The sequence below is a fragment of the Cohnella ginsengisoli genome, from assembly GCF_029525555.1.
Lineage (GTDB): Bacteria > Bacillota > Bacilli > Paenibacillales > Paenibacillaceae > Cohnella > Cohnella ginsengisoli.
In genome coordinates this window covers 525,493-539,233 of sequence record NZ_JAPDHZ010000003.1, presented here as the reverse complement: position 1 = coordinate 539,233, position 13,741 = coordinate 525,493, and the positions used below count along the sequence as shown (strand labels likewise).

At 51.0% G+C, this 13,741-nt stretch carries 10 protein-coding genes and 3 pseudogenes; 12 read left to right on the top strand and 1 reads right to left on the bottom strand.

The window, feature by feature from the left end:
• Positions 1 to 3: 3 nt before the first annotated feature.
• The 5 genes and pseudogenes from OMP38_RS13620 (at position 4) to OMP38_RS13600 (ending at position 4,527) form a co-directional block, all read left to right on the top strand.
• A complete protein-coding gene (locus OMP38_RS13620; protein ID WP_277565634.1) occupies positions 4 to 894 on the top strand; it encodes a glycosyltransferase family 2 protein in 891 nt (296 codons plus the stop codon).
• Between the two features lie 12 nt (positions 895 to 906).
• Positions 907 to 1,981, top strand: a pseudogene (locus OMP38_RS13615) (EpsG family protein).
• Between the two features lie 15 nt (positions 1,982 to 1,996).
• On the top strand, positions 1,997 to 2,758 hold the full coding sequence (locus OMP38_RS13610; protein WP_277565633.1) for a glycosyltransferase family 32 protein: 762 nt from the start codon (positions 1,997 to 1,999) through the stop codon (positions 2,756 to 2,758).
• Positions 2,742 to 3,357 (top strand): annotated as a pseudogene (locus tag OMP38_RS13605) (sugar transferase). Before OMP38_RS13610 ends, OMP38_RS13605 begins: the two are co-directional and overlap by 17 nt.
• 5 nt (positions 3,358 to 3,362) lie before the next feature.
• Positions 3,363 to 4,527 (top strand): annotated as a pseudogene (locus tag OMP38_RS13600) (DegT/DnrJ/EryC1/StrS family aminotransferase).
• Between the two features lie 53 nt (positions 4,528 to 4,580).
• On the opposite strand, the gene OMP38_RS13595 reads toward OMP38_RS13600, so the two are convergent.
• Entirely contained in the window at positions 4,581 to 5,234 is a 654-nt protein-coding gene (locus tag OMP38_RS13595) for an acetyltransferase (RefSeq protein WP_277565632.1), read from the bottom strand.
• Positions 5,235 to 5,559: 325 nt separating this feature from the next.
• On the opposite strand from OMP38_RS13595, the gene OMP38_RS13590 reads away from it, so the two are divergent.
• From OMP38_RS13590 to OMP38_RS13560, 7 genes are read left to right on the top strand one after another with little or no spacing between them, the layout of a single operon-like run.
• Positions 5,560 to 6,720 carry a nucleotidyltransferase domain-containing protein gene (locus OMP38_RS13590; RefSeq protein WP_338130510.1) on the top strand — a complete coding sequence of 387 codons (1,161 nt, stop codon included), beginning with the start codon at positions 5,560 to 5,562 and terminating at the stop codon, positions 6,718 to 6,720.
• Entirely contained in the window at positions 6,717 to 7,934 is a 1,218-nt protein-coding gene (locus tag OMP38_RS13585; protein WP_277565630.1) for a glycosyltransferase, read from the top strand. Before OMP38_RS13590 ends, OMP38_RS13585 begins: the two co-directional genes overlap by 4 nt.
• 4 nt (positions 7,935 to 7,938) lie before the next feature.
• The gene (locus OMP38_RS13580; RefSeq protein ID WP_277565629.1) at positions 7,939 to 8,970 is read left to right on the top strand and encodes a glycosyltransferase; all 1,032 of its coding nucleotides are present in this window, start codon (positions 7,939 to 7,941) and stop codon (positions 8,968 to 8,970) included.
• 16 nt (positions 8,971 to 8,986) lie between these two features.
• Positions 8,987 to 10,144, top strand: a complete 1,158-nt coding sequence (locus OMP38_RS13575; protein ID WP_277565628.1) for a polysaccharide pyruvyl transferase family protein — start codon at positions 8,987 to 8,989, stop codon at positions 10,142 to 10,144.
• Positions 10,145 to 10,149: 5 nt separating this feature from the next.
• Positions 10,150 to 11,343 (top strand): glycosyltransferase, encoded by a 1,194-nt coding sequence (locus OMP38_RS13570; RefSeq protein WP_277565627.1) that lies wholly within the window; start codon positions 10,150 to 10,152, stop codon positions 11,341 to 11,343.
• A gap of 10 nt (positions 11,344 to 11,353) precedes the next feature.
• Positions 11,354 to 12,541, top strand: a complete 1,188-nt coding sequence (locus OMP38_RS13565; RefSeq protein WP_277565626.1) for a glycosyltransferase — start codon at positions 11,354 to 11,356, stop codon at positions 12,539 to 12,541.
• A gap of 16 nt (positions 12,542 to 12,557) precedes the next feature.
• On the top strand, positions 12,558 to 13,739 hold the full coding sequence (locus OMP38_RS13560; RefSeq protein ID WP_277565625.1) for a glycoside hydrolase family 88 protein: 1,182 nt from the start codon (positions 12,558 to 12,560) through the stop codon (positions 13,737 to 13,739).
• The last annotated feature ends 2 nt before the right edge of the window (positions 13,740 to 13,741 follow it).

The window sequence follows — 13,741 nt, the reverse complement described above, 5'->3', positions numbered from 1 at the left end:
CGCATGAGAACGTTAACGGTATTTACGCCGACTTATAATCGGGCCTACTGTCTCCATCTTGTTTATGAGAGCCTCGTTCGCCAAACGAGCAGAGATTTCGAATGGCTTATTATCGATGACGGATCTACCGATCATACCGGCGAATTGGTCTTGCTTTGGATGTCCGAAAACCGGATACCCATTCGTTATCACCGGCAGGAAAATCAGGGCATGCACGGTGCGCATAACTCGGCTTACGAAAGAATCGAGACGAAGCTGAATGTCTGCATCGATTCGGACGATTACATGCCTGACGACGCGGTCGAGAAAATCGTCGATTTCTGGATGCGCCACGGCAGCGATGAAGTAGCTGGGTTTGCCGGTCTGGATTGCTACAAGAACGGATCGATTGTGGGGACTCGATTTCCCGAAGGGCTGCACGCTTCGACTTTGTACGATATTTATCAACGCCATGGAGTCACCGGCGACAAAAAGCTTGTCTACCGATCGGAATTGACGAAGCAATACCCTTATCCCATTTTCGAAGGGGAGAAGTACGTTGGTCTGGCCTACAAATATCATATGCTGGACCGCAAATATAAATTGCTGCTGATGAATGAAGTGCTTTGCGTCGTCGAGTACTTGCCGGACGGTTCGTCGCGCAACATGCTGAAGCAATACAGAAAAAATCCTAAAGGCTTCGCTTTTTACCGTCAACAGCTCATGCTGCTGCCGTTCGCTAGCCGGGCTTTCAAGTTCAAACAAGCGGTTCATTACGTATCCAGCAGCCTTCTATCGCGGAACGCCCGTTGGTTCCGGGAGACGCCCGCCAAGTTCTTGACGTTGATGGCGCTTTTGCCTGGATTGATGCTCTACATCTTCATCCTTAGAAAGACGTCAATCTTGAAGGGCTAAAGGGACTCGATCATGACCATACTCTGGCTTACGCTTCTAACCGTGTACGCGTTCGCCTTTTTCGCTCGCTATTTTTCCGTTCCCGATCCTTTAGGACCGGCGTTGGTTAGGCCGAACAGACTTCTGGCAATCGGAGTTGCCGGCGTGTTGGTCGCCGTAGCTGGCTTGCGCAACAATATCGGCGATACTTTCTTTTATATGCATGCCTTTCAAGTAAACGATTTTAGCTGGTACTCCATTTTAAAAGAGAAGGATATCGGATTCGGCATCTTTCAGAAAGTACTCAAGAGCTATACCGACGACCCGCAGGCTCTCGTCTTTATTATAGCGTTAGTCACGGACATTTTTATCGTGCTTGCTTTATATCGTTATTCCAGGATGTTCGAAGTTGCCGTTTACGTGTTTATTACATCCGGGGCATTCATCGTATCGATGAACGGAATGAGACAATATTTGGCTGCAGCCTTAATCTTTTGGGCGACCCAATATTTGCTGACGAATAGCTGGAAACGTTACATGCTTATTGTTCTGTTCGCTTCCATCTTTCATCAGAGCGCGCTTATCATGGTGCCGATTTACTTCCTCGTGAGAAGAAAGGCATGGACGCGTTCAACGTTCATCCTTCTGGCGTTAGCCATTCTCATCGTATTCGGCTTTAATCAATTTCAAGGTCTGTTATTTGCGGCACTACAAGATACCTCCTATGGAGAATACAAGAACTTCCAAGAGGGCGGAGCGAATTTGATTCGGGTCATTTTCTATATCGTCCCCCCTCGCAATCGCTTATATAGGACGGGAGAAGCTGCGTGCGCTGAACCCTCGTATCGATATATTCGTTAATATGTCGTTGATTGGCGCAGCTTTGATGATTATCGCTACGCAGAACTGGATATTCGCAAGAATGGCCATCTACTTTTCTTTGTACCAAATCGTTCTTGTCTCTTGGATCATAAAAGTATTTAGATGGAAAGATCAGAAGTTGGTTTACCTCGTGCTCGTTGCGATTTATTTCCTTTATTTTTTCTACGAGAATGTCATTACGTTGAATATTCAATATCGAAGCGATTATATTACCTGGTTCAGCTAAGCGAGGGATGACAAGATGAGCGCGACCCGGATTCCGCGTACGATCCATTATTGCTGGTTCGGCAGGGGACCCAAGCCCAAGAAGATTCAGAAATGCATGCGAAGTTGGAGCAAGCACTTGGGGGACTATCAGATTATCGAATGGAACGAAGATAACTTCGACATCGGCGCAAACCGGTACGTGAAGGAGGCCTATGAAGCGAAGAAGTATGCCTTCGTCAGCGATTATGCGCGCTTGCACGCGCTCTACCACCAGGGCGGCATCTACTTGGATACGGATGTCGAAGTCATCAAACCGCTTGATCGCTTCCTCGCGCACGAGGCGTTCTCCGGATTCGAGGACGAGAAGTTTTTGCAGTCGGGGACGATGGGCGCTATTCGAGGGCACTCCTGGATCAAGGAACTGTTGGACTATTACGATGGTCGAAGCTTCCTCCGTCCGGACGGCACCCTCGATACGACGACGAACACGGCCGTCATTAGCCAAATTTGCGAAAAACACGGATTGAAATTGAACGGTCGGCAGCAAAAGCTCTCGAACGGGGTCGTATTCTATCCGAGATGCTACTTCAGTCCCTATGATTATATTAATGGCGGAAGCTATCGGACGGCGGAAAGCCATACGATTCATCACTTCGCGCAATCTTGGCTTCCGCTTCGCGTAAGGCTGAGAAGCCAGGCCAAACGAGCGGCCAGCCGGATTATAGGTCCGAATAACATCTCCAGACTCCGCAAGGCATTGACATCCGGAGGAAGCTCGCATGAAAAGAACGTTTGACCTGCTTGTTGCGGTGCCGTTGCTCATCGTCACGCTCCCGATCCTGCTCGTAACGGCCATTTTGGTCCGAGTGAAGCTGGGATCGCCGGTCGTATTCAAGCAGCAACGTCCCGGCTTGCATGGCAAGCCTTTTTTACATGTATAAGTTCCGATCCATGACGGACCAACGGGACGACCAAGGCGTGTTGCTGCCCGATAGCATCCGATTGACCCCGTTCGGACAGAAGCTGCGGAAATGGAGCCTGGACGAGCTGCCGCAACTTTGGAACGTCGTGAGAGGCGATATCAGCCTCGTCGGTCCCCGTCCGCTGTTGATGGACTATCTTGCTCTCTATACGCCTGAGCAGGCGAGAAGGCATCTTGTGAAGCCGGGTATTACAGGTTGGGCGCAAGTCAACGGCCGGAATGCGATTTCTTGGGAACAAAAGTTTAAACTGGACACGTGGTACGTCGATCATCGCAACTTCAGATTGGACATGAAGATTCTTTTCCTTACCTTTAAGAAAGTGGTACGATCAGAAGGAGTGGCAAACGGTCAGCACGTCACCATGCCGGTCTTCCGGGGGACAACGGACCAACATCGAGAAATCGGAGGATAAACGGGATGCAGCACAACGGTCGGATTTATCTGTCGGCGCCGCATATGAGCGGTAAAGAGCAAAACTATATTCAAGAAGCATTCGACACGAACTGGGTGGCTCCCCTCGGCCCCAATGTCGATGCCTTCGAGACGGAGATCGCCGCATACGCGGGGGTCGCCGGGGCTGTGGCGCTAAGCTCGGGAACGGCTGCCATCCATTTGGCTTTAGAGCTGCTAGAGATCGGACGCGGAGATCGCGTATTCTGTTCGACGCTAACCTTTATCGCTAGCGCGAACCCGATTCTATACCAAGGGGCGGAGCCCGTCTTTATCGATTCGGAGCCGGATACGTGGAACATGTCGCCGGAAGCGTTGGAGCTGGCGCTCGATGAAGCCGCTCGCGCCGGCAAGCTGCCTAAAGCGGTCGTTGTCGTACATCTCTACGGTCAGAGCGCCAAGATGGACCGAATCTCCGATCTGTGCGCCCGTTATGAAGTGCCGATCGTGGAGGATGCCGCCGAATCGCTAGGATCGACCTATCGGGGAGCCAAAAGCGGCTCCATGGGGCAGTTCGGCATTTACTCTTTTAATGGAAATAAGATCATTACGACTTCCGGCGGGGGGGATGCTGATCTCCAACGACGTGCAAGCGCTGACGAAGGCGCGCTTCCTCGCTACGCAAGCACGCGATCCTGCGCTGCATTACCAGCACAGCGTAATGGGCTACAACTACCGGATGAGCAATCTTCTGGCAGGCGTCGGCAGAGCGCAATTGGAAGTGCTGGACGAGAGAGTGGAAGCGAGAAGAGCGATATTCGAAACCTATCGCGATGCTTTTGGAAGTCATCGAGGCGTTCGCTTCATGCCGGAACTTGCCGACACGCGTTCCAACCGCTGGTTGACGACGTTGACGATCGACAAGCAAGTGACGGGGCTAAAGATACCGGATCTGATCGGGGAACTGTCCGCGCACAACATTGAAGCGCGTCCCGTCTGGAAGCCGCTTCATCTTCAGCCTTTGTTCCAAGGCGTTCGTTATTATCCGCATGAAGAAGGGACAAGCATTTCGGACCGGCTGTTCGAAGAAGGCGTCTGTTTGCCCTCCGGATCCGGCATGAACCGTTCGGAGCAGAATCGGGTCATCTCCATCGTGCATGAAGCGCTCTCGGCGGCAACGGCAAATGTATAAAGCGATTCAAGCCAAGCCTCTATTTAATAGAGAAAAAGCGGCAAGGGAACGTGTTAAAGATATCGTTCCCCTGCGGTACGCTTTCGAATAACCCGGGCAGGCGTTCCGTAAGCGATGCAGTAGCCGTCGATATCGGTCAGCACCGTCGCGCCCGCTCCGATCACCGTATGTTCTCCGATCGAAGTGGAATGAATGATGCGGGCGCCTATTGAGATCGCAGCGAAGCTGCCGATGCGAACGTTGCCTCCGGTGGCCGCGTGAGGAGCCAGGGAAACGAAGTTTTCCGTTGCGCTGTCATGATCCAGCGAGGAAAGGGTATAGAGGACGCAATGTTCGCCGACGACCGCATCGCTGCCGACGACCGCCCCCGCCATGATGACGGAACCGTCACCGATCGTTGCTCCCTTTGCAACCGAAGCGTGAGGGTGAACCGCGCTGACGAATCGACAGTCGCTCCGAACGGAACGTATGGCCTCCGCCGCGCGAGCGCGAAGCCAATTGTCTCCGATTCCGACGATGACGCCCGTTATGCTCGGATCTTGGGCAAGATAGTTCTGATCCCCTAGAATTTCATATCCATATACTCTAGTTCCCGCTGCTTTAATTCCATCCAATAACCCCGCGATACGCCAGATTCCTGACCGCTCTACGATATCGATGATTGATTTGGCATGACCGCCGGCACCAAAGATAACTAGATTCTCCATAACCAACCCCCCCTAAGCTTCTCAAATTCGATGTTCTTTATTAGGTCCTTCAAAGATGATTAGATGAGGCTTGTTTCATTTTATTCGGTCGACGTGCATCTTGGCAACAGGATCCAATTGCATCGTATGCTGTTCTTTATAGCGGACTTGAACGTATAAAGATTCATAAAGTGACATTCTTTAACCGATAATTGACAACTTTACAGCTCCAATGTTACGCTGTAATTGTTCGTTAAAAAGAACAACATGTGCGGCGACAATCATGCTGTTCGCCTATTAGCATTACGAAGGAGCAATTCCATGAGCAGCACGTCCCCCCCTTCAATTGCAAGGGCTGCCGATCGAGATCCGGCTCCTTCTTGCTTTGATTGGAGCTGAGAATCAATCCGATTCGACGGAAATTCCGGACGCACTTTTCGACGAGACCGACTGGAATACGTTTGTCGATTTGGCCAAGCACCACAGGGTAGATCCCTATCTCTATCATCGAATCAAAAATTCGCCCGACCCTCGCATTCCCGCGAGTGTCGTTAAATATCTTCAGTCGGAATACCGCCGAAATACGTTCCTCATGCTCCAATTAAGCGGCGAGATGCAAGTCATCGACCATCATCTGTCAGAACGCGGGATTCGCGCGCTTTTTTTAAAGGGGCCGGTGCTTGCGGTAGACTTGTACAACGATTTGTCTCTGCGAACTTCCTGCGACTTGGATCTGCTGATCCCCCTGCAGAACCTGCCGCAAGCAGAGGAACTGCTGACCTCTCTAGGATACGTGAAGGACGAATACATACATACCGTATTGAACGATTGGAAGTGGAGACACCACCATACTGCGTTCTATCACCCGGTTAAAAACGTAAAAGTAGAATTGCACTGGAGATTCCACCCGTCCCCGTCCGGGGAGCCCGACTTCGAAGATTTGTGGAACCGCAGAAGAATAAGCACGATCAGCAGCCAACCGATTCATTATTTAGGCCGGGAGGATTTATTTCAGTTTCTCGTATCGCACGGCGCGAGACACGGTTGGTCGCGTTTGCGCTGGCTGCTGGACATTCGGCTATGGCTGCAACAACCGAGAGATACCGATCGCTTGGTCGCATTGCTGCGCAAACATGGTTATTACCATGTCGGAGGGCAAGCGCTAGTGCTGGTTTCTAACGTGTTCGGAGATCCGGTGCCGGGCGATTTGGCCCCTATGGCCGATTTGCAAAGGGCGAAGCGGCTTGCTCAGGATGCGGTGTTTTATATGGAGCGTGTCGTGAACTTGCATACGAATCCCGTACCAGAGGATGTCGATCGTTTTCATAAGCGGCATTTGTACGCTTTAATGGCATTTCGGCATAAATTGACGTTCGTGATCAGCTTTCTGTTCCCGTATCCGGAAGACGCGGAGACGCTGCCGTTGCCGAAGGCGCTGCACGCACTCTATTTCCCGCTGCGTCCCTTCCTATGGGCATGGCGGAAGATGGCGGGTGTCCGTCAATGAAAAGCGTTTTGATCGCTTCTTACGATATGGACGTGGGCGGAGTCGAGCGAAGCTTGGCCGGCATGCTGGACCGTTTCGATTACCGTCGTCATTCCGTCGACTTGATGTTATATCGTCATCAGGGAGACTTCATGGCGCTGCTATCCGATCGGGCGAACCTTCTTCCGGAAGAACGCGCCTACGCGACTTTCCGCCAATCCGTAGCAGAGGTAATGAAAAACAGGCACTTCGCGATCGGAATCGGAAGAATATTATCCAAGCTTCACGTTAAGTATCTTGGCGAGCGGAGAGGCATCCCCGAGCCTGGCTACTATCAGATGCAGCTGATGTGGAAATACACGCTTCCTTTTCTCCCCAAATCGAAGGCGAAATACGATGCGGCCATCAGCTACTTATGGCCTCATTATTATGTGGCTGACAAGGTAGAAGCGAACATGAAGATCGCCTGGATTCATACGGATTATTCGACGATCGCTACCGACCGGGAGATGGACCTGGCGATGTGGAGCAAATTCGATTCCATCGTTGCCGTGTCCGAAGCCTGTAAGGAGTCGTTTCTCGCCAAGTACGGCGAGCTGCGGGAGAAGGTCGTCGTGATCGAAAATGTCGTTTCTACCGAAGCGATACGCAAGCTGTCGAACGAGCCGACGGATAACCCGATGGAGCGGGACGATCGCTTTAAATTGATTACGGTGGCCCGGTTATCGCATGCGAAAGGAATCGACAACGCCGTCCGGGCGATGAAGCTGTTGAACGACAGAGGCTTGGACCGGATTGTCTGGTACGTTGTCGGCTATGGCGGGGACGAGGACGCTATTCGGGAGCTGATAGCCGACAATCGTCTGGAGGACCGCTTCATTCTGCTTGGAAAACAGACGAACCCTTATCCCTATATCCGGACGGGCGATCTATACGTGCAGCCTTCCAGGTACGAAGGCAAGGCGGTGACGGTAACGGAAGCGCAGGTGCTCGGCAAACCGGTGTTAATTACGAACTATACGACGGCGGCGAGCCAAGTCCGCAACGGTATCGACGGTTGGATTGCCGAACTGTCCGTAGAGGGGATTGCGGACGGGATTGAGCGTCTGTACAGGGACGAGGCGTTGCGGTCGGAGCTGTCGGCTAACTGCTTAAGAACCGACTATAGCGGGAGCGAAGGTTTGGAGAAGCTGTACGCAAGCATAGCCTTAGCCTCCAAGAAAGGCGGGGCTTAGCGCCATGCGAGTCAAAGTGAGCATAATCGTACCTGTATTCAATTCGGAGCCATTTCTGGCCGCTTGCGTCGATTCGTTACTGACCCAGTCTCTGTCAGCGTGCGAGTTTATTTTCATCAATGACGGCTCCAGCGATGGAAGTGGAACGCTGCTTGATCGGCTGCAGCAATCGGATCCCAGAATTAGAGTGATTCATCAAGCGAATCAAGGCGTCAGCATGGCTCGCAATGCCGGACTGGCCATAGCGAAGGGCGAATATATCGGCTTCGTGGACTCCGACGATACGGCAGCGCCGGATCTGTTCGAGAGGCTTTATCAAGCGGCGACGGCGCATCGTTGCGATGTGGTCGTATCGAATTTCATCAGCGAAATGGGGGAGCATCGCGTTGAGACCCGCTATCCTTTTCCTGCGGGAATCGCGTTGGATCGAGAATACGTGGAGGCCGCCGTGCTGCCTTATTTTCTGAAGTCGGACGACCTCAATACGGTATGCACCAAATTATATCGGACGGAGATCATCGAAGCCGACGTTATACGTTTTCCCAAGAGCGTGACGCTTGGCGAAGACGGCTTGTTTAACATGGAGATATTCTGCCGTGCCCGTTCCATGTTCTATCTCGATTACGCCGGATATTTATACAAGGAGAGACCGGGAAGCGCCACGCGCAGCATCGGAGATAAGGATTACTTCAGAAGAGCGATCGAAGTTTTCGAGTCGGATCCGCCTGAAGCATACAAGCAACTGATGAACGAAGCGGACATGCGCAGTCTCAAAGCGATTCGTCTCGTCCATACGATGCTGTCGCTCATCCATATTTATTTCGCCCCATCGAAAGATATGGGTATTCTGAAGCGCTATCGCTACGTTCGGAATGCCGTTCGCCACGCGGCCGTGCGGGATTCGTTGCCCATTTACTGCAAAGCCGAATACGCCTCCCTGGGAGGCTATCAACGACTGATGGTTAAATTGTTGCGCAGAAGGTCCGTTTCCGGCCTTTATGCGTTAGCTTGGTATAGCAGAATGAGAAACCAGTAGATAGGGGGAGTCGCAAATGAAGGTATTGATGTTTGCACACGGAGGCAGCTTGAATAGAGGGTGCGAAGCGATCGTTCGCTCCTCCACCGCCATTATTAAGGAGAAGTTGACAGAGTCGAAGGTGTACCTTGCTTCCGGGAGGCCGGATACGGACCGCGTCATTACGCAATTGGATCATATTTATGACGGGGCGGATCGCAAGATTAAGCCTTACACCCCAAGTTGGTTGCTGTCGGCGTTGCGAATTAAGTTGCTGAAGGACGAGTCCTACGCTTTAGGCAAGATTCACCGAAACATTATCGATCGTATCCGTGACGTTGACATTTGCCTCTCCATTGGCGGAGATAACTATTGCTACGGCGAGCAGCCCGGTTGGTACGAAGTGGATCGTCGCGTGAAAGCGCAAGGTAAAAAGCTTGTCCTCTGGGGATGCTCGATCGGCGAAGAGGACATGTCCGAGCGCAAGCTGGAGGACCTGAAGCAATTCGACCTCATCCTGGCGCGGGAGACGCTGACATACGAGATGCTGACCGGGAAGGGGCTTCGCAACGTGAAGCTGATCGCCGATCCGGCCTTCACGATGGCGAAGGAGGAACTGCCGCTTCCCGACGGCTGGCAGGAAGGGAACACCGTGGGCCTTAACTTCAGCCCTCTCGTCTGGTCGCGCAATAAGGCTTCGAGAGAAGCGGTTCGCGAGCTCATCCAGCATATCATTCAAACTTCGGATATGACGATCGCATTGACCCCTCATGTCATGGAGACTGGCAACAACGATTACGAGGTTCTAAAAAATTATTACGAAGAGTTCAAGCATACCGGACGGCTCGTCCTACTGCCCGACAATCTGACGGCGGTCCAATATAAAGGCTATATCGCGAGAATGCGCTTCTTCATCGGCGCCCGTACGCACGCCACCATTGCCGCCTACTCGAACTGCGTTCCTACCATGGTTCTTGGTTATAGCGTGAAGTCCAAGGGAATCGCCAAGGACATCTTCGGAGAAGAGAAGCTCGTGCTCGGCATCCAGGAAATCGCCGAAGGAAGCAAGCTAAAGAGCAAGTACGACGAGATGGTCGCCGAAGAGAGCGAACTAAGACGCAAGCTGTCGGAGTCGATTCCCCGCGTTCAACGAATGTCTTATTTAGCCGTAAACTATCTGAGCGAGTTGGTGTGAGGGCTATGAAAAAAAAACTGCTCTTTATCATACCGAGTTTATCCTCGGGTGGCGGCGAGCGAAGTTTAGTCAACTTGTTGAATCAGATTGACTATAGCGAGTACGAAGTGGACCTTTTTCTTTTGAACCACCAAGGATTATTCATGGAACACTTGCCTGGCGAAGTAAAAGTGCTCCCGCTTCCGGAGCAATACCGATTATTCTCGCAGCCTGCGCACCAATCCGTATTTATGCTTTTAGCAAAAGGTTACTATAGGGTCGCGTTTAATCGAATCTTATATAGCATTAGGCATCGATATCGGGACAACCTTTCTATTCGCGAGCAATACAACTGGAAGTACTTATCGGAATGCTTCCCGCCGTTTGACGATCAATATGACGCCGCCATTGGATTTTTGGAAAAGACCTCCACCTACATGTGCGTAGACAAAGTATCCGCTCGAAAAAAAATCGGTTGGGTTCATATCGACTACGATCAAATGGGGATGGATGCGTCTTTTGACGGTTTATACTTCCGGAAACTGCATCAAATCGTTACGGTTTCGGAAGAATGCGCCGCCGTTCTTCATAAGCGTTTTCCTGAAATAAGCAAAAAGGTCAGCGTCATTCACAATATCGTATCGCCGGCGGTGATTCGCCGTTTAGCTGACGCCGATCGCACGGACGTTTTTTCAAGGGGAAAAAAAGAGGTCGTGATTTTGTCGATTGGAAGATTGCATTATCAAAAATCTTTTGAAACGGCTGTCGAAGCGTGCAAAAAATTAATCGACTGGGGCTACGACGTTCAATGGAACATCATTGGCGAGGGAGTAGAACGAGCTCCATTAATGGAGCTGATATCAACAAACAACTTGGAGGCACATTTTCATCTTTTAGGATTAAAGTCAAATCCCTATCCCTATCTTCTTCAGGCTGATATTTATGTGCAGACGTCGAGATTCGAAGGGAAGTCCATTGCCATCGATGAGGCCAAGATCATGAACAAGCCGATCGTCGTTACCGACTTCAGCACGGCCAAAGATCAGATCAAAAACGAAGTTGACGGATTGATCGTCGAAATGAACGCCGAAGCAGTCGCGAGAGGCGTAGAGAGACTTATTAACGATGAACGACTTAGGAAACAGTTGAGCGACAATTTATCGACTCTCCAACTCGGAACGGAAACAGAGATTGATAAATTGTATAGGTTGTTGGCCTAGGAGGCAGTCCGTGAAGACAAGCATATTGTTCGTCATGAACAAATTAACCGTTGGCGGAGCTGAAAAAGCATTAATCTCTTTGCTCGAGACCATCGATTATTCTAAATACGACGTAGATTTATTTTTGTTTAAACATGAAGGCTTATTTATGAACAAATTGCCTCCACAGGTTCACTTGCTCCCGGAACCTCCCTTATATGCCTATTTCGATATGTCCATTAAGAAGGCTATCATGGGTGCCTTGAAAAAAGGCAAACCTCTATTAGCTATTTTTCGAGTGCTTGTGGGATACCTATTTCGTACGGATAAGAGGCCGGCCGTACGCGAGCAGCGATCATGGAAGTATGTATCGCACGCTCTTCCTAAGCTAACTAAGAACTACCATGTAGCTATTGGTTACTTGGAGAAAAATCCAATTTACTACATTATCGATAAAGTCAATGCCGCTCGAAAACTTGGTTATGTACATAATGATTATAATAAATTAGGCATGGACCCTGAATTAGACAAAAAATATTTTGCTAAGTTAAATTTTATAGTTACGGTATCCGAAGAGTGCGGCAGCGTGTTAAAAGAACGCTTTCCACAGTATGCGGACAAGGTAAGAGTCATTCAAAACATTGTCTCTGCCGAAGTCATCCGGAGAATGGCTGCAGAGAAAGCTGAATGGAATGAAAACGGGGATACAGCCTTTCGGATAGTTTCTGTCGGTCGGCTTAACGAGCAGAAGGGCTTCGATCTTGCGGTGGAAGCTTGCAAGCTTCTTCGGGATGCAGGCTGCGACCTGAAATGGTACGTAATCGGGGAGGGAGAAGAGCGCGGCAAGCTGGAGGCGTTAATCAAGCAGAAGGGTCTTGAGAACAACTTCATCTTGCTCGGTCTCCGGGAGAACCCCTATCCTTATGTAAAAGAAGCCGATATCTATGTGCAGCCTTCCAGATTCGAAGGCAAGTCGATCGCGATAGACGAAGCTAAAATCCTTCATAAGCCGATCGTCGTAACCGACTTCTCAACCGTTCGGGATCAGATCGCATCGGAACGCAACGGTCTTATCGTGAAAATGAATGCACAGGCGATCAGTGAAGGGGTACGGCGCCTGTTGGAAGACGCGGGACTTAGAGCGGCGTTCGCCAGCCGGCTTGCCGAAGAGACTCTAGGCACGGAGTCCGAGATCAAGAAGCTGTACCAATTATTTTAGAGAGAGAGGGGCGCATATGGTTTATTCGATTATTGCATCCTGTTTACTTATCGTTGTTCTAATCGTCCTCGCCGTCGATCTCGTTCCGATCGCGAGAACTTGGACGGGCAGAATATATATAGGGAGATACGCCAGTACCGAACAATGGGTGTCATCCATCACCCGAATCGGCACGAAATGGCTGAAGCGGACGCCCACAATTAAAGTGACGGATAACACCCGATTCGTTTTGTTGGATATGTTGAAGGGGAATTACGCCAGGAGCGCGATACAGCATTGGCAGGAGGCCGCGCTCCTGTTGGGAATGACGGAGCAGTTCCAGCATACGGGTGAAGATGCGGATGCGCGCAGACAAGTGGATTCTTTCCTGGCGGCCAAGTTCAATGACAAAGGCGAATGGCGCGATACGCCGCAGCATGTAGACGGGGCCATTCTGGCATATGCGGCAATGACATGGCTATCCGTCGATCAGGATAAGTACCGTCCGGCCTGGGACGCGACTTGGCACATGATCCAGCAGCATCTGGGAGAGGATGGCACGGTCATGTATCGCAAGGCGATGAAGGATTATCGTTATGTCGATACGATCGGGTTTATTTGTCCTTTTCTCGTCGTATACGGGTTAAGATACAATCGCCCGGAATGCATACAGTTAGCCGTCAAGCAAATCAAAGAATACGAGAAACACGGAATGCTGGAAGAAGCCTTCATTCCTTGCCACGCATACCGCATCACGAATCATGCGCCGCTTGGTTTGTATGGCTGGGGGCGGGGACTAGGGTGGTTTGCCATAGGGCTTATCGATGCCTGGAGAGAGCTCCCGGCCGGCCATGAAGCGAAGAAGGTTTTGGAGCAGACGGTGATCCGGTTCGCTCGGGCAGCCGCAGGTTGTCAACAGGAGCGAGGACAATGGAACTGGACCGTAACCAGACCCGAATCTCGGGCGGATTCTTCTGCGACCGCGACTTTAGGTTGGTTTTTGATCAACGCAGCTGAGATTGAAGAAGTCTCGAGTCTTGCCTCGGCAGCCGCTGAGAAGGCGATCCATTATCTGATGACAATAACGAGACGCGACGGCGCCATAGATTTCTCGCAGGGGGGATACGAAAGATATCGGCGTGTATTCCATGTTGTTCGACATTTTGCCGTTCGCGCAGGGGTTCGGCATCCGAACGGCTCACGTGTATCAACGTTCTAAGG